Annotated in this window: 19 protein-coding genes; 10 read left to right on the forward strand and 9 right to left on the reverse strand. The window is 69.9% G+C overall.

Translation table 11 applies throughout. The features are described 5' to 3' along the window. Positions 1–128: 128 nt before the first annotated feature. A complete protein-coding gene (locus CGU35_RS10990; RefSeq protein ID WP_100811603.1) occupies positions 129–356 on the reverse strand; it encodes a hypothetical protein in 228 nt (75 codons plus the stop codon). Continuing rightward, complete coding sequence (locus CGU35_RS10995; RefSeq protein ID WP_232711264.1) at positions 343–4,104, reverse strand: DEAD/DEAH box helicase; 3,762 nt, start codon at positions 4,102–4,104, stop codon at positions 343–345. The genes CGU35_RS10990 and CGU35_RS10995 overlap by 14 nt, the downstream gene beginning before the upstream one ends. 171 nt (positions 4,105–4,275) lie before the next feature. On the opposite strand from CGU35_RS10995, the gene CGU35_RS11000 reads away from it, so the two are divergent. Next, entirely contained in the window at positions 4,276–4,821 is a 546-nt protein-coding gene (locus CGU35_RS11000) for a methylated-DNA--[protein]-cysteine S-methyltransferase (RefSeq protein ID WP_100811604.1), read from the forward strand. Then, entirely contained in the window at positions 4,818–5,438 is a 621-nt protein-coding gene (locus CGU35_RS11005) for a DNA-3-methyladenine glycosylase I (protein WP_100811605.1), read from the forward strand. The genes CGU35_RS11000 and CGU35_RS11005 overlap by 4 nt, the downstream gene beginning before the upstream one ends. Positions 5,439–5,766: 328 nt before the next feature. On the opposite strand, the gene CGU35_RS11010 is transcribed toward CGU35_RS11005, so the two are convergent. Both CGU35_RS11010 and CGU35_RS11015 read right to left on the reverse strand, forming a co-directional pair. Continuing rightward, the gene (locus CGU35_RS11010) at positions 5,767–7,386 is read right to left on the reverse strand and encodes a solute symporter family protein (RefSeq protein ID WP_198519564.1); all 1,620 of its coding nucleotides are present in this window, start codon (positions 7,384–7,386) and stop codon (positions 5,767–5,769) included. After that, entirely contained in the window at positions 7,383–7,733 is a 351-nt protein-coding gene (locus tag CGU35_RS11015; protein WP_100811606.1) for a DUF485 domain-containing protein, read from the reverse strand. Before CGU35_RS11015 ends, CGU35_RS11010 begins: the two co-directional genes overlap by 4 nt. Before the next feature lie 174 nt (positions 7,734–7,907). Between CGU35_RS11015 and CGU35_RS11020 the strand changes: the two genes are divergently transcribed. The 3 genes from CGU35_RS11020 (at position 7,908) to CGU35_RS11030 (ending at position 9,701) form a co-directional block, all read left to right on the forward strand. Continuing rightward, positions 7,908–8,834, forward strand: a complete 927-nt coding sequence (locus CGU35_RS11020) for a LuxR C-terminal-related transcriptional regulator (protein ID WP_100811607.1) — start codon at positions 7,908–7,910, stop codon at positions 8,832–8,834. A gap of 87 nt (positions 8,835–8,921) precedes the next feature. After that, a complete protein-coding gene (locus CGU35_RS11025) occupies positions 8,922–9,278 on the forward strand; it encodes a histone-like nucleoid-structuring protein Lsr2 (protein WP_100811608.1) in 357 nt (118 codons plus the stop codon). A 138-nt stretch (positions 9,279–9,416) separates the two neighbouring features. After that, complete coding sequence (locus tag CGU35_RS11030) at positions 9,417–9,701, forward strand: Fe-S cluster assembly protein HesB (RefSeq protein WP_100811609.1); 285 nt, start codon at positions 9,417–9,419, stop codon at positions 9,699–9,701. A gap of 69 nt (positions 9,702–9,770) precedes the next feature. Here CGU35_RS11030 and CGU35_RS11035 read toward each other — a convergent pair whose 3' ends face one another. Both CGU35_RS11035 and CGU35_RS11040 read right to left on the reverse strand, forming a co-directional pair. Then, the gene (locus tag CGU35_RS11035) at positions 9,771–9,995 is read right to left on the reverse strand and encodes a CDGSH iron-sulfur domain-containing protein (protein ID WP_100811610.1); all 225 of its coding nucleotides are present in this window, start codon (positions 9,993–9,995) and stop codon (positions 9,771–9,773) included. Beyond that, positions 9,992–11,056, reverse strand: a complete 1,065-nt coding sequence (locus CGU35_RS11040) for an iron-containing redox enzyme family protein (protein WP_232711265.1) — start codon at positions 11,054–11,056, stop codon at positions 9,992–9,994. Before CGU35_RS11040 ends, CGU35_RS11035 begins: the two co-directional genes overlap by 4 nt. Positions 11,057–11,296: 240 nt before the next feature. Between CGU35_RS11040 and CGU35_RS18170 the strand changes: the two genes are divergently transcribed. Genes CGU35_RS18170 through CGU35_RS11050 form a run of 3 tightly spaced genes read left to right on the forward strand, consistent with a single transcriptional unit; the run spans position 11,297 to position 12,258 of the window. Continuing rightward, positions 11,297–11,470, forward strand: a complete 174-nt coding sequence (locus CGU35_RS18170; protein ID WP_157813941.1) for a hypothetical protein — start codon at positions 11,297–11,299, stop codon at positions 11,468–11,470. Between the two features lie 6 nt (positions 11,471–11,476). Next, entirely contained in the window at positions 11,477–11,797 is a 321-nt protein-coding gene (locus tag CGU35_RS11045; protein WP_232711266.1) for a hypothetical protein, read from the forward strand. A 5-nt stretch (positions 11,798–11,802) separates the two neighbouring features. Beyond that, entirely contained in the window at positions 11,803–12,258 is a 456-nt protein-coding gene (locus CGU35_RS11050) for an SRPBCC family protein (protein WP_100811690.1), read from the forward strand. A 25-nt stretch (positions 12,259–12,283) separates the two neighbouring features. Here CGU35_RS11050 and CGU35_RS11055 read toward each other — a convergent pair whose 3' ends face one another. Continuing rightward, on the reverse strand, positions 12,284–13,447 hold the full coding sequence (locus tag CGU35_RS11055; RefSeq protein WP_100811611.1) for a polysaccharide deacetylase family protein: 1,164 nt from the start codon (positions 13,445–13,447) through the stop codon (positions 12,284–12,286). A 146-nt stretch (positions 13,448–13,593) separates the two neighbouring features. On the opposite strand from CGU35_RS11055, the gene CGU35_RS11060 reads away from it, so the two are divergent. Both CGU35_RS11060 and CGU35_RS11065 read left to right on the forward strand, forming a co-directional pair. After that, positions 13,594–15,573: an ABC1 kinase family protein gene (locus CGU35_RS11060; protein WP_100811612.1), complete on the forward strand. Its 1,980-nt coding sequence runs from the start codon at positions 13,594–13,596 to the stop codon at positions 15,571–15,573. Then, positions 15,570–16,631 carry a glycerate kinase family protein gene (locus CGU35_RS11065; protein ID WP_232711267.1) on the forward strand — a complete coding sequence of 354 codons (1,062 nt, stop codon included), beginning with the start codon at positions 15,570–15,572 and terminating at the stop codon, positions 16,629–16,631. The genes CGU35_RS11060 and CGU35_RS11065 overlap by 4 nt, the downstream gene beginning before the upstream one ends. Here CGU35_RS11065 and CGU35_RS11070 read toward each other — a convergent pair. Continuing rightward, a complete protein-coding gene (locus CGU35_RS11070; protein WP_100811613.1) occupies positions 16,589–17,455 on the reverse strand; it encodes a CPBP family intramembrane glutamic endopeptidase in 867 nt (288 codons plus the stop codon). The two genes, CGU35_RS11065 and CGU35_RS11070, sit on opposite strands and share 43 nt — an antisense overlap. Continuing rightward, positions 17,452–19,665: an MMPL family transporter gene (locus CGU35_RS11075; RefSeq protein WP_100811614.1), complete on the reverse strand. Its 2,214-nt coding sequence runs from the start codon at positions 19,663–19,665 to the stop codon at positions 17,452–17,454. Before CGU35_RS11075 ends, CGU35_RS11070 begins: the two co-directional genes overlap by 4 nt. Position 19,666 lies beyond the last annotated feature (1 nt).

Consider the following 19,666-nt stretch of genomic DNA (forward strand, 5'->3'; position numbering starts at 1 on the left):
AGCGCCCCGCGCCCCATCATGCCCGCGTGTCCCACTTCCATCGCATTGTGTCCCACTTTGAGCCGCTAAGACACCGGCATAACGAGTAGAAGTGGGACATCGGATGCAGCGGCCTGCCGTGCTGCCGGTCAGTAATGCGGGGGCACGTCCTGGCGTAGGCGGTCGTCGTTAGGGCCCGCGGTCGCGGCATCCGGTGCAGGACGGGGATCGGATGCCTCGTCCCGCGGCGCCGGCTCGGGTGTCGCACCGGGCGCGGGCGTGAGCTTGGCCCGCCGCGCCCCGGGTACCTTCACGACGCGCTGGCGCCCACCGGCGTGCTCGTCCGGGGCCTCGCCGGAACCGTCAGCCGAGGCCATCGATCGGCTGCGTCGACGCCTCGACGGCGGGCGCGTCGGGCTCGACACCGAGAATCGATGCGATGCGCGCGGCGACGGCCGGAGCATCCGTGTACAGATCGAACGAGTGCACCCGCACGTAGTGCCATCCGAGTCGGCGGAGCAACTGCGGACGCAGCCGCAGTGATTCGCGCAGGGACTCGTCGTGCGTCTCGGGGTCGCTCTCGACCACGACGGCCTTGCCCGCGTGCTGCGCCACGAGCGGCAGCAGACCCCGGTAGTGCACGTCGACCGAAACCCCCAAGCGGCGCAGCTCGGAGGCGAGGCGGCGCGTGAGCGGGTCGGCCAGGTCTTCGAGGCGGGCATCGCGCTGGCGCGCGGCCATGCCGCCGAGGATCGTCATGAGCGTCGCGGCGCCGTACTCCAGGCGTCCGTCGTCGAAGGCGGACGGACGGATGGATGACACGATCACCATCGAGCGGCGCGCCCGTGTCATGCCGACCGTGAGCAGCCGCTCGCCGTCGGGCGTCGACAGGTCGCCGAAGTCGCTCAGCACACGCCCGTGCTTCGTGAGGCCGTAGCCGAGGGAGAAGATCACGCGGTCGCGACTCTCGGCGACGGACTGTTCGAGCGTGAGGACGGCGAAGGGCTCGGCCGTGTCGCGCAGGGCGAACTCTGCGACATCCGACCGGCTCGCGAACGCCGCGTTGACGGCCGCGCGCACGCGTTCGGCGTGCCGCACGCTGGCGGTCACCACCATGAGCGACTCGTCGGGTCGGTTGAGGGCGTGCTCGAGCACGAGGGTCACGACGCGCGTGACCTCGGTGTCGGGGCTTTCCACGGCGCCGCTGATCGGATCGGGGGCACCGAATCCGCCCTCGACGTAGTCGACGGTCAGGCTGCCCCGGCCGAGGTAGGAACCGGCCCACGGCCACGACACGATCTCGCCACCGTAGAACGCGTCGTTGACGAGCTCGGCCAGGTCTTCGCCCCCCGCACGGTAGCTGCGGGTCAGCGTGTACACGGGCAGCAGGTCGGCGAGCTTCTCGAACACCGAGACATCGTCGAACGTGACGTCGGCCTCGGGTTGCGGCGCAGACCCGGCCGCGAGAGTGAAGGGCGAGGGCCGCTGCGTAACGGGGTCGCCGAGCACGACGACCTGACGGGCGCGTCGGATCGCGGGTGCCGCTTCGGCCAGGCAGATGGCCCCGGCATCCGCGATGATCACGGTGTCGAACATGACCGAATCGGGGATCCGCGGCACCTCGTAGGGCGATGCGAGCCAGACCGGCGCCAGCGCGCGACCGAGGGTGGGTGCCCCGAGAGTGAGCGTCGCGGGTGTCGCGGTACCACGGGTCAGGAGCGCCTTGAGGTTCTCGGCCTCGCCGGGCTCATCGACGATGCCGATCTTCCATTCGCGCGCGAGCTGCCACGAGAGGATCGATCCGGATGCCGCGGCGTGCGCCTCGTCGACGAGCCGGAAGTCGCGTTCCAGGCGGTCCACGACACTCGTGTTCGCCCCGAGCAACGACTTGTCGGTGCGCAGCATGTGCTCGAGCGCGGACTGCCACCAGGCGTATTCGAGCTCGGCCGCGACGCGATCGGCGGGGACGTGCCGCACCGACAGCTCGGCGAGCAGCCCGCCCAGCCCCAGTCGGGCGAGTTCGGCGCGCAGGGCGGTGCGCTCGATCAGATTGTCGAGAACATCGGATTCTGCGGCCAGGCCGGCCAGAGTACGCACCAGGGTCTTGACCGACAGCGAGGCGAGGCGCTTGTCGCGATCTCGCCCGAGCGGGGTGTCGAGTTCTGCGAGCTCGGCCGTCACCCGCTGCCACGCGACGTGTACGTCGGCGAGCCCCAGCGGAACCTCGGGCGCGACGCCGATGTCGACGAACTGCTGCCACTGCGAGCGCTGACGCTGAATGCGCACGAGCGCCTCGTGCATGTCGGCGACGTGAACGCCCGGGCGGACGTACTCGCGGGCCAGCCGACGCAGGCGCCGACGCTCCCCCGCCTTCATGCCGGCCGCGTCCCGGCGCGGACCGAGCGCCCGGATGAGGTCGGCGAGGGGACGCTCGAAGACGGTCGGGCTGAAGCGGTCGAGCGAGTCGCGGATGTCTATGAGCAGGCGCAGGTACTCGCCGAGTTCGTCGATCGAGGCGAACGGACGCATGCGCGTCTGGGCGATCAGCTCGAAGCCGCGCTCGAGCAGCCGGGGAACCTCGGTCGTGTGCAGGCGCTGGGCGAGCGCGTGAGCCGCCTGGGCGGCATCCGTGCTTGCGAAGTTGACGCCGTACCAGGGCGAATCGCCCGGGCCGAAGCGGAATTCGCCGAGCGTGGCGGCGAGCTCGAGCATCCGTGCAGCCTCGGTGCGGTCGTTCGCGAGCTTCGACAGCGTCGCGAAGTCGAACCGGGTGTCGACGGGGGCGAACCCATCGCTCACGGGGAGGGCGGCGAGCGCGCGGAGTGTCTGGAGGGGGCTGATGTCGAGGCCGGGAACCGTCGTCGTGAGGGCCTTGCGGTACGACGTGAGCAGCGCGCGCAACCGCACGAGCGCGTCGTCGACATCGCCGAGCTGCGGAGCCGTGGCCTTCTCGTTGCGAGCGATCGCGCGCACCAAGTCGCGGGCCGTGTTCGTCGGTGAGCACGCCAGGCCCGGCAGGCCGACCTGACCGAGCCGGTGCCGCACACCCTCGATCGTCGACCGACGAGCGCTGACGACGAGCACGCGGCGGTGCTCGTGCACGAGTGCGCCGATCGCGTTGATGACGGTCTGCGTGCCGCCCGTTCCGGGCAGGGTCGCGACGGCGATCGAGCGTCCGGCGGTGATCTGGGCTAGCACGCGCTCCTGCTCGGAGTCCGCGTCGAGCAGCAGGGTGTCGGCGGCGGGCGGGCGGTCATCGGGCCCGACCGATGCGACTTCGCCCGGCTGCGCGGCCAGCGTCTGCCGGTCGGCCGGGTGCCCCGCCAGGGCGTTCAGCACAAGTCCCCCGGCGCGCGAGGCATCGCGGGCCATGCCGCGTGCCACATCGGCGAACGTCGAGACGATCAGGCGAGGATGCACCGTGAAGGTGTCGATGTGGGATGTGACGGATCGCAGCCGGTCGATGACCCGCTGTGGCTTGAAAACGCCGCCCTCGTGGGCGAGCGCGGCGAGCGCGGGGCCATCCAACGCGATACCGAAGTGCTCGCGCGCGACCGAGTCGAGCTCGGGGTTGATGTGGAAGCCGCCGTGCAGCTTCAGCTCGAAGTCGGCGCCGTGGCGACGGATCGCGAGGGGACGAAGCAGAACGGGCGCACTGTACGAGACCCCACCGATGCGCCATCCGGCGAGGCCGACGGCCAGATGCACGGCCTCGATCGAGCGGACGGTGCGCAGTTCGACGTTCTTCGCCGTGATCGCCTCGGCCGCGAGGCGTGCCGTGCGCAAGGCGACCTCGTCGCGGAACAGCCCCGAGAGCAGCGTCGACTGCCCCGTGATGAACTGCGGCAGGCTGCCCGGGTGCGCGTTGGTGATGTCGATTCCGGCGTCTGCGACGTCGACGAACTGCAGCAGCGGCGAGCGCCCACCGAGTTCGGATGCTTCGGCTCGCAGCCGTGAGCGCAGCACATCGGCGATGTGCGCGATCTGCACACCGGGTTCCGCAACACTCAGGTCATCGGGCGAGACACTGCGCTGATCGGGCGAGATATTGCGGTTATCGGGCGCGCCGAGCGACGGGGCCTCGTCTTCGCCCAGGTCCACGGCGCTGCCGTCTGCTCGCCACACACGGTCACCCTACGTGCGGACTGCGCGCGGGCGGGGCAAGCGCGGCGAGTTTCGCGGGATTGCCGGGTTGGACAGGCCATCTCTCCTCCCCCGCCCGCGCATCGAGGCATCCATCCCCCCATTTGCGCCCTCGAGGCCGGGATGTCGCCCGCGCGCGGCAGGATGGGCGATATGCCGCCGCACTCGACATCGATCAGCCGAACGACGCTGCACTACACCACGACACTCACCCCGATCGGCACCGCGCTCGCGGTGACCTCCGACAGGGGCCTGGTCGCCCTCCGCTTCGCGGAAGGCTCTCCCGAGAGCATGCTGGCTCAGATCATGGCCTGGCGACGCGAACCTGCCGCGCGAGATGACGAGGCGCTCGCACCCGTCGTCATCGAGCTCGAGCAGTACTTCGCCGGTGAACGGCGGCGGTTCGACATCGACCTCGACCTCACGGGACTCGCCCCCTTCACCCGCGCGGCCCTCGAGGCCATCCGCGACATCCCCTACGGCGAGACGGCGGGCTACGGCGAGGTCGCGATCACGGCCGGCGCGCCCCGAGCGGCGCGAGCGGTCGGAACGGCGTGCGCCAACACGCCCATCTCGGTCGTGATCCCCGTGCATCGCGTCGTCCGCGCCGACGGATCGCTCGGCGAATACGGAGGGCGACCCGAAGTCAAGCGGGCGCTGCTGGCGCTCGAGTCCGGTATCGAAGGAGTCCTGCCGTGACCGACGCACCCGCGACCCCTCGCCCAGCCGACCTGGTCGTCGGCGAGGACGGGCTCGCCCGGCCCCGGTGGGCGGCGAGCGACCCGCTCCTCCGCACGTATTACGACGACGAGTGGGGCATGCCCGTTCGCGACGAGCGCGGTCTGTTCGAGCGGCTGAGCCTCGAGGCGTTCCAATCCGGGCTGTCGTGGGCGATCATCCTGCGCAAGCGCCCGGGGTTCCGCGCGGCGTTCGCCGACTTCGACCCCGACGCGGTCGCGGCGTACGCGGAAGAAGACGTCCAGCGCCTGCTGCAGGATGCCGCGATCGTGCGTAACCGCGCCAAGATCCTGGCCACGATCGCGAACGCACAGGCCACCGTAGCTCTCCGTTCCGATGGCGGGCTCGCGCAGCTGGTGTGGTCGTTCCAGCCGGACGCGACTCCGACACCCGTGAGCTACGCCGATGTCCCCTCGACATCCGATGAATCGCGGGCTCTCGCCAGGGCGCTGAAGGCGCGCGGCTTCCGCTTCGTCGGGCCCACGACCGCCTTCGCGCTCATGGAGGCCGTCGGTATCGTCGACACGCACCTCGTGGGCAGTCACCGTCGCGGGTCGAGCGGCGTCTGGCCCGCCTAGACCGTTCGGTCCACCCGCCCGCGGCGCCGGCGATGCCCGACGGCGCCCCACGACGCCCACGGTGGCTGCGGTAACCCGCCGCGCCCACAGCACCCCGACGGCAGCCCACCGCGCCCACGGGGCCCACGGCGCCCGACGGCGTTCGACGGCGTTGACGGCAGCCCGCCGCATCACTTGGGGCGTTGAAATCCCCTTGGGGCGCGGGATTCCGCGCCCCAAGGGGATCCTGACGCCCCAAGTCACGCAGCAGTGTCACACGGGGGGGGTCACGCGGAGCGACAGCGGCAGGCGCGCGGGCTGCAGCACGGGCAGGGGCAGACCAGCGCCGCTAGTGACTCGTGGCCTTCTCGGCGCCGTAGCCGGTGAGCGAGCGCACGTCCATTTCGGCGGCGAGGCGTCGGTTCTCGGCCTTGCGCGACGTGACCGACCCGAGCCAGCCCAGGAAGAACCCGAGCGGGATCGACACGATGCCGGGGTTGTTCAGCGGCCACAGGGCCGTGCCGACCGGGAACACGCTCGTCTCGGTGCCCCAGAACACGGGCGACGCGACGATCAGGATGATGGCCGACCCCAGGCCGCCGTACATACTCCATACCGCGCCACGGGTCGTGAACCTGCGCCAGAAGAGCGAGTACAGGATCGTCGGCAGGTTCGCCGAGGCCGCCACCGCGAATGCCAGCGCCACGAGGAACGCGACGTTCTGACCCTGGACGCCGATGCCCCCGATGATCGCCAGCACACCGATCACGACGACCGTGCGGCGCGCCACCTTGACCTCACCATCCGGCGGCACATTGCCCTTCTTCACGACGTTCGCGTAGATGTCGTGCGCGAACGACGCGGCCGCTGTGATCGTCAGGCCCGCCACGACCGCGAGGATCGTCGCGAAGGCGACCGCCGAGATGAACCCGAGCAGCAGCGGGCCGCCGAGCGCGAGAGCGAGCAGCGGGGCCGCCGAGTTGACCCCGCCCGGGGCCTCGCGGATCGCTTCCGGTCCGACCAGCGCCGCGGCGCCGTAGCCCAGAACGAGCGTGAGCAGGTAGAACAGACCGATCAGCCAGATCGCCCACACGACCGAACGACGCGCCTCCTTCGCGGTCGGCACCGTGTAGAAGCGCATCAGCACGTGGGGCAGACCGGCCGTGCCGAGCACCAGGGCGATCGCCAGGCTGATGAAGTCCCACGGGTTGGCGCCGTACTGCAGGCCGGGGGCGAGGATCGCATCCGGGGGCGTCGTGGTCGAGGCATCCACCGCCGCTCCCAGCAGGGTGTTGATGTTGAAGCCGTTGATCGCGAGCACCCAGATCGTCATGACGATGGCGCCGCCGATGAGCAGGAACGCCTTCACGATCTGCACCCAGGTCGTGCCCTTCATGCCGCCCACGAGCACGTAGACGATCATGAGCACGCCGACGACGGCGACCACGATCGACTGCCCGAGCTGGTCGTCGATGCCGAGCAGCAGCGAGACGAGCCCGCCTGCCCCCGCCATCTGCGCCAGCAGGTAGAAGAAGCAGACGGCGAGGGTCGTGATCGCCGCGGCCATCCGGACCGGGCGCTGAGCGAGCCGGAACGACAACACGTCCGCCATCGTGAACTTGCCCGTGTTGCGCATGAGCTCGGCCACCAGCAGCAGCGCGACGAGCCACGCGACGAGGAACCCGATGGAGTACAGGAACCCGTCGTATCCGTTGAGCGCGATCGCCCCGCAGATGCCGAGGAAGGATGCGGCCGACAGGTAGTCGCCCGCGATCGCGAAGCCGTTCTGCGGCCCCGTGAATGAGCGACCGGCCGCGTAGTAGTCGGCCGCGGTCTTGTTGTTGCGGCTCGCGCGGATCACGATGAACAGCGTGATCGCCACGAACGCACCGAAGATCGAGATATTGAGGACGGGGTTGTTCTCGACGGTGGTGGAGGCGGCCTCGAGCGCCGCGAAGATGTCGTTCACGAGGTGGGCTCCTGCTTCTCGAGGGCATCACGGATGGCCGCGGCCTTCGGATCGAGCTTGCGGTTCGCGAACGCGACGTAGGTCATCGTGATCGCGAAGGTGGTGACGAACTGCCCCAGCCCGAAGATGAGGCCGACGGTCACGTCGCCCCAGACGCGCGTACCCATGAAGTCGGTGGCGAACGACGACAGCAGGACGTAGACGAAGTACCAGACGAGGAACGCGACCGCGAGGGGGAACACGAAGCTGCGTTGCGTCCGCTTGAGCTCCTGGAACGGAGCGGACTCCTCGACCGCTATATAGTCGATCCCGCCGGGCGGGACCGTCTCGGTTTTCGGATCACTCATGTGGCCTCCTTGCCATCAGTGCGGATCCCGCGCGAAGCCAGAAAAGACGACCGAGTGCCGCCACGGGAGGCGCGACGGATTGCCCCGATCCGAGCGCTTTTTTCGCTCCGGCAGGTGTAGGGTCGACGCTACGAAACGCGGCGACGATGCCGTCACCCCCGAAAGTTGGTAGTGATGCTTACCCCGGATCGGATCGACTCAGAAGCTTCGGCGCTGACGGGTGCCGTGCGCGAACTGGCGCGACGGACCCACTTTCCGGTGTCGTTCGGTGGATTCGTCGATGGCGGCAACGCGCACATCAGCGCCATCCACGGCAGCCGCACGCGCAGCCTCGATGGGCTCAACGTGCGCGTGATGCGCGGGCTCGGCGGCCGGGTGATGGCGGAGATACGACCCCGGGCGACGCCCGACTACGGCGCGGCACGGCACATCACGCATGATTACGACCGTCACATCCTGGGCGAGGGCATCTCGACCCTCCTGGCGGTCCCCGTGATCGTCGGCGGGCGGGTCCGCGGGTTGCTCTACGGGGGCGCGTGGGCGTCCGCGAACGTCGGTGAGGTGGTGATGAAACCCGCATTCCAGGTGGCGGATGCCCTGGCCACCGAACTGCGCGTGCGCGACGAGGTCGAGCGCCGCCTCGCGACGCTGGATGGCGCGACCGCACCGGCGAGCGGGGCCCTCGGACCTGCCTCACCCCGTGCGCAGGGCGGGGCGGCGACGCCGACGGAACCGCATCCGTCGCTGCCCGCGGCCCACCGCGAAGAGTTGCGCGAGAGCTACGCCGAGCTGCGCACGATCGCCGCGGCCATCACCGACCCCGACGTGCGTGCGCGGCTCGCGCACGTCGAACAGCGCTTGGCGGCGCTCTCGGGCGACGACGACACGGCGCAACTCACGTCGTCCGTGTCGCTCTCCCCGCGCGAGACGGATGTGCTGGCGTGCGCCGCGATCGGTGCGACGAACGCTCAGATCGCCGCCCAGCTCTCGCTGCGCGAGGGGACGGTCAAGGCGTACCTGTCGAGCGCGATGGCGAAGCTGGATGCCTCGACTCGGCACGCCGCCGTGACCAAGGCCCGCCGGAGCGGGCTGCTGCCCTGACCCCAGGCATCCGTCGCCATCGACGCGATACTCCGATGCACCCCTGCGCACCCGCGACCACGGGGCCGCACGCGCTAAAGTGGCCTGATGGCCCGCAGAATCGTACATCAGCTCGTCGACGATCTCGACGGCACCGTTCTCGATAGCGGAGAGGGCGAGACCGTCCTGTTCTCGCTCGACGGCATCGCGTATGAGATCGACCTGACCGAGGCGAACGCCGCGGCGCTGCGTGACGCGCTGCAGCCCTACGTGGCGGCGGGCCGCCCCATCTCGTCGAGGGCCTCGGGTTCGCAGACCGCGGGCGCGCGTGCCCGTCGGCGCTCCGGCCAGCAGGACCTGGGCGTCGTCCGCCAGTGGGCCCGCGACAACGGCCACCAGGTGTCCGATCGCGGTCGTGTTCCGGCGAGCGTCATCGAGGCGTTCGAGGCCGCGCAGGGGTCCTGAGCCCGCACCGCGCCCGGATTCCCGTTCGCCGACCCCTGAGAGCGAACCTTGGGAATCTCCTCCACGTGCGCGTGTGAGGTTGCATGCCGCCCCGATTCTCGGAATCGTGGCCACCTCGACGAACGGAAGGAGAGCAGCATGCTGACACTCACCGAGAACGCGAGTATGGCGGTCAAGTCCATCGTGGAGCAGGTGCCCGACGCCCCCGCCGGGGGACTGCGCATCCGCGACACGGGATCGGCCGAGACAGGATTCGAGCTCGGCGTATCGCCGCAGCCCGAGACGACGGACGCCGTTGTCGAGGTCGAGGGCGCACGTGTCTTTCTCGACGCGGGAGCCGCACTGGCGCTCGACGACAAGGTCCTCGACGCGCAGATGGAGCAGGACGGGTCCGTCCGCTTCGCTCTCGCCGTCCAGGGCTGACGCGCACGTACGAAAGAGGCCCCCGCTCTCCACGCTGGAGACGGGGGCCTTGTGCGTGCCTGCGAGGGATCAGTCCGCGACGGCCGGATCCGTGCGAAAACCCGTCGTCTTGTGCGTGCCGTCGCATAACGGCTTGATGAGGGATGCCCCGCACCTGCAGAGGGCGAGCGTTCGGCGCTGCGACTCGATGGGCTCGCCCCGCTCGTCCAGCACCTCGACATCACCGCGAACGATGAGCGGGCCGTCGGGATAGGACTCGATCGACGCGCGCCGGGCGTTCTCGGCGACCGTCATCGGTTCGCGGTCTCTGCGTCGCGCAAGGAGCTGTGCCCCGCATCCCAGGCGTTCAGCATCTCGTCGCCTACCCAGCCGTCCAAGGCAAGGCAAGCGGCGGCGCCGAACATGATGTCGGGCAGCAGATCGGGACTGTCCACGGCAAGCCCCCCGGCCAGGTCCCGCCCGGCGATCTGCTCGTGCACCGCATCCGCCTCGACGTGCTCGTCGAAATACCAGGTGACGTCGGGCCCGAACCCCAGGCGTCGGAACCCGTCGGCGTACATCCGACTGGGCAGCGACGACGTCATCTCGAACGCGGCCAAGTGCCCGACAATCGCGCCGCGCAGGCGCCGATTGAGGCCGAACAGCGACATCGTGTTGAGCGATGCGAGGGTGACAGCGGGCACCACGTCGACGTAGGCGCCGTAGGTGTCATCGAGTCCGAGCCCGCGCACGGTCTGGGCGAAGATCCGCGAATGCATGCGCGAGACATCGCCCCCGCCGTACTCGTCGGACTGGATCTCGACGAGCGCCGCCTTGGCCAGTCCCGTCAGACGCGGGATCGCCCACGAGTGCGGATCCGCCTCGCGCAGGGTGTACACGCTTCGGTGCATGAGCAGCTCCCGGGCCTGCTCGACGGTCGCCTTCTTGGCGATGAACCGCGCGACGCTCGGCCCCGGAGTCGGGGCCGTCAGGGCGAACAGGGCACGCGCCACCTCATCCCGCGTCGGCATGGGTGCGGCAGGCATTGGAACGCGCTCGCGCAGAGCCGCCTCGAAGGTGCGCTCGAGCACACCGCGGGTCGCGATGAGCATCGGATGCCACTCCCATCCGGCATCGATGACGTCGAGCGAGCCGTAGTGACTCGCGTACAGCAGGAACAGGGTGAGTTGCACGTCGTCGTCACGGATGACATCGGGTGCCTCGGCCAGCGCGCGCTCGGCGCGCCCGACGACGTCGCCCGCCTCGGTCGATCCGGGTTCCTCGGCGAGGATCGCCATCAGGTGAGCGCTGAGCTGCCCGCGCGGGGCGAACGAGAACGGATGCATCGTGACATCCGTCGTGATCGTGGTCTTCATGACACTCCTTGGGTGCGTCCACTCAGCGTGCACCCGCGCCCCGCGCGAGCGCAGGGGCTTGACAGGCAGCGGCGCCCGTGATGTACGAGGCCGACATCCCGCGCCCGTGCGTCCGCCAGCTATCGCGCAATATCGCGGTGAATCACGGCACTGTCAACCCCCCGAGAGATCGCGCCTCAGGGGGTTACGGTTGCGCAGCATCGTTCGCACGGACGGTGTCCTCGAGCGGAGAGGAATGACATGAGCGACAACGCGAACGACGAGCCGGACGAGCAAGACGTCCCCGGCACACCGGACTCTGCATCCGGATCCGAGTTCGAGTCGGACTCCGGCTCCGCATCGGATGTCTCACCCGACCAGCCCCAGACGACCGATTCGCACGGGATGCCCGTCGACAATCCCTCCGGAGGCTGACTTCCGATGAACCCCGAACACACGGCGCGCTTCGGCGCGGGCGAGACGGACAACCTGTCCCCGGCGCCCGTTGACAGCGGGTTGTCCGAGGCGGATGCCATCCGCAAGGACCGCTCGTACAGCCCCGCCAGCGAGAGCGAAACGGAACGCAAGCAAGAGGATCCGCTGCCCGACACGATCGATGACGACATCGACCCCGATGACGTGCATGTCGTACCCGGGACGGGCGGACCCGACGACGTCGGCGACATCGACGTCGATCCCGAGGACCTCAACCTGCCCAGACGCACGTCCGGACAGAATTCCGAACACGATGGCAAGGAGTGATACGCGTGGTACAGATCATCGAGACCACCGACGTGAACGTTCCCGTCGGCACCGCCTACAACCAGTGGACCCAGTTCGAGAGCTTTCCGAAGTTCTTGAGCGAGGTGGAGTCGATCGCGCAGATCGATGACACGCACACGCATTGGAAGGTGAAGATCGGCGGGTTCGAGCGTGAGTTCGACGCCGAGATCACCGAGCAGCACCCCGACGAGCGCGTCGCGTGGCACAGCGTCGGTGGTGACACGCATCACGGCGGTGTCGTGACCTTCCACAAGCTCAGCGACAACGAGACGCGCGTGACGGCACAGATCGACTGGGAGCCCGAGGGTTTCGTCGAGATGGCCGGTGCGGCGCTCGGTGTCGGCAAGCACGCCGTCAAGAAGGACCTCGAGAACTTCAAGGAGTTCATCGAGTCGCAGGGTACCGAGACCGGTGCCTGGCGAAGCGACGTCGAGGCCTGATAATCCCGGCCCGGCTCGTCGCGGTCTATCCGATCATGCTCTTCAGCACGTCGACGCCCATGCCGTAGTTGATGCGCTGCACGGGAAGGGCCAGCTTGTCGGTGCCGATCCTGACGTAGCCGGGTTCGACGGTGCGCGCCATCTCGAACCCTGCCTGCGCCACGCCCTGCTTGGCCGTGTCGTTGTAGTGGCCGTACGGGTAGGCGATGACCTCCTTCGCACCCAGGACTCCGGCCGATGTCTCGAGGTCGGCGGCGATCTGCTCGGCCGACAGGTTGACCATCTCGCCCTTCCCGTTCGCCCCGGCCTTGTGCATGTCGTGCGTGTGGGATCTCCGCAGGACGTACCTGTTCGGAGGTGGATCCTGCCGGTACGCCGTGATCATGAACGACGTTGCCAGCACGTGGTACTTGTCGACGACGGGGGCGGCGAGGTCGAACCAGGTCTGATCCGCGTCGTCGTCGGTGACGATCACGGAGTGGCCGGGCAAGAAGAGCTTGCCGTCGATGAAGGCGCTCAGCTCATCCCAGGTCGGCTGGTAGAAGCCGCCGCCGGCGATGTAGCTCATCTGCGCGTCGAAGTCCCCGATGTACGCGTAGTTGCCGCGCAGCCATCCGCTCTCGCCATTCGGATTCGTCGTGAACTGGTGGTACATCAGAATCGGGATGCGCGCGGCTTCGGCGACGTTCGCCTCGGGGGTCGTCCACCCGGCGTGCAGGGTGGTCTGCTGGTCCGTGCACGCCACCAGCTTCGAACCATTGAGGCGCTGTGCGGTCGTCAAGGCTGCGGCGTCCGCGTCGCTCGCGTACCAGCCTGCGAACACCGCGCCGTCGCGCGTGGGCACCGGCAGGCCCGTGTACAGGGTGTCGACGGTCTGGAGGATCGGCGCGTCGGCGATGCCCTCGCCCGCGAAGCTCACGGCGCACGCGTTCGGATCGTCGGTGCCGGCCAAGAGGGCTTGGGCCGGGGTCAGGGGCGTCGGGGAGGGCGTGGGCTTCAGGGGCGCCGGCGAGACCGCGGGGTTTGCCGCCGTGGGCGACGTCGCCTCGGATGAACGCCATGGAAGCCAGATGATCGCACCGGCCGCGATCAACGCGACGACCGTCGCCGAGACGATGATCGCGGCGAGACGACGGCGTTTTCGGGAACGATTCGCAGATCGTCGTTGCTCGCCTCGGAGTCCCGTCATGCCGTGCCTGCCGTTCTTGACCGTCGCCCTGACGACCCGTACCGATGATAGGGCTCCGGAGGGCTCGCGCCCGGTGCCTGTGGAGGACGCGCGCGCCGCCGACCCAGATGCTCCCGCGCGGTCGCATCGGCTGACAGAATCGCCTCATGCCGAACTGGCTCGTCTTCGTTATCGTGATCGTCCTCTTCTCGTTCGTCGCGGCGTGGATCGTCCGCCGCTTGCTCGACGTGGAGGTCGGGTGGCTGCGCGCTTTCCTGACGGCGCTCGTCGTCTTCCTGCTCGCTTCTCCGCTCGCCATCTGGACACTGAGCGAGGCGGAGGTCTACGTCGATGGAGCGTTCGTCGCGCCCGGGGCGGTGGCCGTCGGCTTCGTCGCGGTGACGGTCGGATGGATGTTCGCCGTGGTCGTGATCGCGGTGCTCACGCTCGAATTCCTGTGGCCCTCGCACCGCATGCGCAACCCGATCGGTGTGGTGCGCGATGCCATCCGTCGACGCGACCGAGCGCGGCGCTACGCACAGATCGTCGCGATCGGGTCACGCCATGGGCTGACGTTCTACGAGAGCCGACGGCGCGGCGACGGAGACAGTGAACTCCCCACGGCGCTCGTTTCGGCGATGAACGAGGCGGGGGTGACATTCGTCAAGCTCGGTCAGGTGCTGTCTTCCCGGGAGGATGTGCTGCCACCCGCGCTCATCGACGCGCTCTCGACGCTCCAGATGGACTCGTCGCCGATCCCGTGGGCCGAGGCCCGGGCGGCGATCATCGACCAGCTCGGAGTCCCGCTCGAGCAGGTGTTCGCCGAGATCGACCCGGAACCTCTGGCCGCAGCATCCGTCGCCCAGGTCCACGCCGCACGGCTCGTCAGCGGCGAGGACGTCATCGTCAAGATCCAGCGCCCGCGGGCGCGCGCGCAGGTGACGACCGATCTCGACATCCTGGATCGGCTCGCGGCGGACGCCGAGGCCCGCACGGACTGGGCGAAGGACTACGGTCTGCACGCACTCGTCACCGAGTTCGCGCGGGGGCTGCGCGAAGAACTCGACTATCGCACCGAGGTTGCGAACGGCGAGATGCTGCGGGCAGCGATCGCCGGGGCCCGGGATTCACTCCTGCGAGTCCCGCAGGTCTTCGGCGAGTACTGCACGGATCGCATGATCGTGCAGGAGTTCGTGGGCGGCACCCCGTTCAGCCGGCTCCAACCCGGCACGCTCCCCCACGACGTCGCCGTCGGGATCGCCGACGGCCTGGTGGATGCGGTGGTCGACCAGATCGCGGTTCGCGGGATCTTCCACGCCGACCTGCACCCCGGCAATCTCATCCTCGATGACGAGCCGGACGCATACGGTGCCGCCACGATCACGCTGATCGACTTCGGTTCGGTCGGCATCGTCGAGAGCAGCATGCGTCGGTTGCTGGTGCCGATGCTGGTCGGTATGGCCAACGAGGACGACGTCGCCGTGACCGACATCGCCCTCTTGATGTGCGGACGACCCTCCGGGGACTTCGACGCGGTGGCGCTGCAACGCGACGTCGGGGTCATCCTGACCCGGCTGCACAGCGCGCGCGCCGATGAAAACGTGTTCCGACTCCTGCTCGACGTGCTGCGCCGGAACCGGATGGCTCTGCCACCGTCGCTGCTTCTCGTGTTCCGCACGCTCGCCTCGCTGGAGGGCACGCTGCGTAAGCTCGTTCCGGACTACGACATGGTGGGACGCGCCCTGCACATCGCGCCGCGCCTGGCGCGGTCGCTCCTGTCTCCGACGAAGGCGCTGCTCACCGCGCAGACGTGGTCTGCGTTGCTCATCGAGCAGTCACGCAGGCTGCCGCGGCGCCTCGAGAACCTGACCCAGTCCCTCGACGAGGGAACGCTGTCGGTGCGGTTGCGGACCTTCGAGAGCACCGACGAACGCTCGTGGATCGACGGCCTGCTCGGCCGCATCACCATGACCGCGATCGGCATCGCGCTGGTGATCGCGGGCATCAGCCTGAGCGTCGACGACGGTGGCCCGATGCTGACCGGGGATGTCCCCACGTTCGGGTTCTTGGGCAGCATCGTGGCGCTGGGGGGTCTGCTGCTGCTCCTGCGCAGCCTGCGCACCGCGCTGCGCCGGTCGGGTCGTTGACCCGGTCCCGGACGCTGCGCGTCATCGTTGCTCCCGATTCGTACAAAGGATCGGCGACGGCGCAGGAGGCGGCGAGCGCGATCGCGGACGGATGGCGCTCGGTTCGGGCCGACGACGACCTCGTCGTGGCGCCGCAGGCGGACGGCGGCGAGGGCACGCTCGACGCGTTGGAGGCGTCGAACCCGGGCAGCATCCGGCGCAGCGCGGGACCCGTGACGGGGCCGGACGGGCGGGCCGTACCGGGCGAATGGCTCGAGCTCGCGGACGGCACCGCGGTCGTCGAGATGGCGCAGATGTCGGGCCTTCCGCTGATGCATCCGCTCGATAGTCTCGGCGCGACGTCGCGCGGGCTCGGCGAGGTGATTCGCGCGGCGATCGACAGCGGCGCCCGGCACCTGCTGATCGGCATCGGCGGCTCGGCGTCCACCGATGCCGGGTTGCCCATGCTCGACGCGATCGGTGACCGGATGCCCCCGCACGGCGGAGCGCTCGTCCTGACCGACGTGACCGCTCCCCTGCTCGGGCCGCACGGGGCGGCCGCCGTGTTCGGACCGCAGAAGGGCGCTTCCGCCCGTGACGTAGCCGTGCTCGAGCAGCGGCTGCGTCGGGCCGCGGTGCGGCTCGGAGGCGACCCCGACGAACCGGGCGCGGGCGCCGCGGGTGGCGTGGGGTTCGCCCTGAGTACGTGGGGCGCGACACTCACGAGCGGGGCGGCGTTCGTCGCCGAGGCGACGCACCTCTCCACGCTCATGGACGGATGCGACATCCTGCTCACCGGCGAGGGTCGGTTCGATCGGCAGTCGCTCACGGGCAAGGTCGTGGGCAGCATCCTGACGGCGGCACGAGAGCGCCCGGTCACGGTCGGCGCGATCGTCGGCACGGCCTCCGAGCCGCCGCCCTGCTGGTATGTCGAACTCGCCGACCTTGCGGGGTCGGCCCGGGCGGCGATCGCCGATCCCCGACGCTGGCTGATCGAGGCCGGTCGCGCGGCGGCGTCGGATCTCGGCGCGGACGATCAGGATCCGAGAAGCGGCCGCGCACCGACCGTCGTGGCCTGAGCGGAGCCGCGTCGTCGCCAGAGCAGTCCCGCACAGACGACGCCCTGCACCATGACGATCGCGCTGATCGTCGAGGCGATGACACCCGCCGACTGATCGGCCGCGGTCAGCAGGTCGAAGCCGGCGTGCCAGAGAAGAACGGGAACGATGCTCCACCGGGCGCCGAGCGTCATCCACGCGAGCAGGTACGACCCGCACACCAGGGCGAGCATCCATCCCACGATGCCGACGCCCATCTGCGTGTAGGTGGGGTTGAAGAAGAACGCGGGCGCGTGCCACGCAATCCAGATCCCGGCGACCACGAGCGCCGACCAGAACACGGACGAACGGCGGGATAGCGCGGGCAGAAGCCACCCGCGCCATCCCGCCTCCTCCCCTAACCCGAACGTGAGCAGCCAGACGACTGCCACGACGGGCCACCCCAGGCCAGGGAGCTTCGCGGTGGTTCCGAAGGATTCCGGATCGGGCCATCCCCCCGCCACGACCGCGGCCGCGCCGAACCCGATCAGGTAGTACGCGACGGGCATGCCGATTCCCGCGAGCCACCACACCCGCGGGAACCGGAGAGAGAAGGCACGCCGTGCCCACGCGGCGAGGTTACGCGGGCCGCCCTCCCACAGAGCCGCGGCGACGGCGCCGCACGCGGGGCCGATCGACGCGAGGAAGAACGTCCACGGCATGCCGTCGAGTCCGGCCGTTCGGGCCTGGACGAGGATCGGCAGCCAGATCGCCCACGTCACCGCGAATGCGACGGCGAGGAAGACGACGACGCCCCCGCGGCGGCGGGACGTCGCGATCGGATCGAGGAACGCGGGCGCGCTCATGCTCCCAGTGAACCCGCTCCCGGATCGGGTGAGAAGGGTCGCGGGCCGTGAATATTTCGACCGCGGATGCGTCTGCCCGGCCACCACCAGGCGGCACGACCGAGCAGGGTCATGACGGCCGGAACCAGGAGCAGCCGGATGACGGTGGCATCGACGAACACCGCGACGGCCAGACCGACGCCGAAGACCTTGATGACCGGGTTGGGACTCAGCGTGAAGCTCAGGAACACGGCGATCATGATGATCGCCGCAGCCGAGATGACGCCACCCGTCTCGGCGAGTCCTCGCGTCACGGCATCCTTCGGCGTCGCCCCCCGCACCCAGGCCTGGCGGACGGCGGCGAGCAGGAACACCTCGTAGTCCATCGACAGGCCGAAGAGCACGGCAAACAGCATCATCGGCACGTACGGGTCGAGCGGCACCGGCCCGTCGAGCCCGAACAGCTCGACGCCGTGCCCCTCCTGGAACACCCACACGATGACGCCGAATGCCGCCGTGATCGAAAGTGCGTTGCAGAGCGCGGCCTTGATCGGCAGCAGAATGGATCGGAAGGTGAAACCCACGAGCACCATGGCCGCGGCGATGACGACGCCGATGAGCCAGGGCAGACGCTCGGCGATGCGGTCGCTGAGGTCGATGCGCGTCGCGACCGCCCCGCCGACGTGCGCGTCGATGCCGCTCGCGGGGATCGTGTCGGCGCGGAGCGTCGCGACGAGGTCGGCCGTGGCCGGGTCGCTGGGCCCCGTCTCGGGGAGCACCTGCATCGTCACGACCCCGTCTTGCACGACGGGCGGCGTGACGGACGCGGCGCCGTCCAGGCCCGCGACGTCTTCGCGCATGCTGGCCCAGGCGGCGGCGTCGTCACCCTCTCCCACGACCAGCAGGGGCGCGTTCTGCCCGGCGCCCCAGTGCTCCGCGGTGAGATCGAACGCGACGCGCTGGTTCGACCCGGGCAGGGCGTTCCCGGCACTCGACTGTCCGAGCTGGAGTGCGAGAGCCGGCAGCGAGATCACGAGGAGGATCGTGAGCGCGGCGAGACCGGCGGCCACGGGATGACGGGTCAGGCGCGGGGCGAGCCGGTCCCACACGCCGGTTCGGGGCGACGCGGGCGCGGTCTCGTCCGGAGTCCCGTCCGGCATGTTGTCGGCACGCCGCACGCGGCGGCGGCGCGGGGCGCGCTCCCGACGCGGCAGCGCACGCCGGCCGACGAGCGCGAGCACGGCGGGGGTGAGGGTGAGCGTGGATGCGACGGCCACCACGACGACGATCGCGGTGGCGTACCCGAGCCAGGCGACGAACTCGACGCCCGAGATCGCGAGCCCCGTCGCGCACACGGCGACCGTGAGCCCGGCGACCATGGCGGCCTCGCCCGCGTCGTGTCCGGTCTCGGCGACGGCGTCCACCACGTCGGCCCCTTCGCGCAGCGCGCGCCGGAACCGCGACAAGAGGAACAGGGCGTAGTCGATGCCCACGCCGAGCCCGACCATGACGGCGAGCGTGACCGCACTCTCGGGGATCGAGTAGCCGTGGCTCAGCAGCCACACGGTGCCGACCCCGCCGGCCACGGCGATCACCCCGGTCGCAACGGGGACGAGGGCGGCGAGCGCCGAGCCGAGCGCGATGAACAGCACGATGAGCGCGGCCACGACGCCGACGAGCTCGCTGTTGACGGTGCCGGCCCGATCCAGCTGGGTACCGAGGGGTGATCCGATCGCCACCTCCAGCCCGGCCTCCCGTGCGGGGTCGAGCGCGTCGTCCACGGCGCGCTGCCAGTCCTTGCCCTCCTCTTTGGGGTCGCCCGTGACCGTGAGCAGCAGCGCGTTGCCATCGGGCGCGATCGTGCCGGCGCGGGCGGCGGCGGCCGGGTCTTCGAGAGGGTCGTCGACGGCGCTCCCGGATGCCTCGGCCAAGCCTGCGGCGACGTCCGCCACGACCTCCGCGTGCGAGGCGATGTCGGGCCCGGCGAGCACGATCCGGCTCGACACGGCATCGCCCTCCGCGTCCGCGTCGGCGTCGGCATCTCCGCGATCGGACAGCAGCTGCGCCGCGGCGCTGCTGTCGCTGCCACCGACCTCGACGTCGTCCTGCAGCGACGGGCCCACGAGCCAGGCCGTGCCGAACAGCGCCGCGACGACGAGCAGCCACGAGACGAGCGTGCCCCAGCGATGACGGGCGCAGAAACGCGCGATGGTCGAGACGGTCTTCTTCATG

The organism is Microbacterium sp. BR1, from assembly GCF_002812725.1.
In the GTDB taxonomy this organism is placed as follows: domain Bacteria; phylum Actinomycetota; class Actinomycetes; order Actinomycetales; family Microbacteriaceae; genus Microbacterium.

What these genes read in the sequence shown, in the direction of transcription:
- CGU35_RS10990 (WP_100811603.1), bottom strand. Translation starts at nt 356, where the DNA reads ATGGCCTCGGCTGACGGTTCCGGCGAGGCCCCGGACGAGCACGCCGGT.
- CGU35_RS11055 (WP_100811611.1), bottom strand. Translation starts at nt 13,447, where the DNA reads ATGACGGGACTCCGAGGCGAGCAACGACGATCTGCGAATCGTTCCCGA.
- CGU35_RS11030 (WP_100811609.1), top strand. Translation starts at nt 9,417, where the DNA reads ATGCTGACACTCACCGAGAACGCGAGTATGGCGGTCAAGTCCATCGTG.
- CGU35_RS11070 (WP_100811613.1), bottom strand. Translation starts at nt 17,455, where the DNA reads ATGAGCGCGCCCGCGTTCCTCGATCCGATCGCGACGTCCCGCCGCCGC.
- CGU35_RS11035 (WP_100811610.1), bottom strand. Translation starts at nt 9,995, where the DNA reads ATGACGGTCGCCGAGAACGCCCGGCGCGCGTCGATCGAGTCCTATCCC.
- CGU35_RS11060 (WP_100811612.1), top strand. Translation starts at nt 13,594, where the DNA reads ATGCCGAACTGGCTCGTCTTCGTTATCGTGATCGTCCTCTTCTCGTTC.
- CGU35_RS11025 (WP_100811608.1), top strand. Translation starts at nt 8,922, where the DNA reads ATGGCCCGCAGAATCGTACATCAGCTCGTCGACGATCTCGACGGCACC.
- CGU35_RS11040 (WP_232711265.1), bottom strand. Translation starts at nt 11,056, where the DNA reads ATGAAGACCACGATCACGACGGATGTCACGATGCATCCGTTCTCGTTC.
- CGU35_RS18170 (WP_157813941.1), top strand. Translation starts at nt 11,297, where the DNA reads ATGAGCGACAACGCGAACGACGAGCCGGACGAGCAAGACGTCCCCGGC.
- CGU35_RS11015 (WP_100811606.1), bottom strand. Translation starts at nt 7,733, where the DNA reads ATGAGTGATCCGAAAACCGAGACGGTCCCGCCCGGCGGGATCGACTAT.
- CGU35_RS11045 (WP_232711266.1), top strand. Translation starts at nt 11,477, where the DNA reads ATGAACCCCGAACACACGGCGCGCTTCGGCGCGGGCGAGACGGACAAC.
- CGU35_RS11075 (WP_100811614.1), bottom strand. Translation starts at nt 19,665, where the DNA reads ATGAAGAAGACCGTCTCGACCATCGCGCGTTTCTGCGCCCGTCATCGC.
- CGU35_RS11000 (WP_100811604.1), top strand. Translation starts at nt 4,276, where the DNA reads ATGCCGCCGCACTCGACATCGATCAGCCGAACGACGCTGCACTACACC.
- CGU35_RS11020 (WP_100811607.1), top strand. Translation starts at nt 7,908, where the DNA reads ATGCTTACCCCGGATCGGATCGACTCAGAAGCTTCGGCGCTGACGGGT.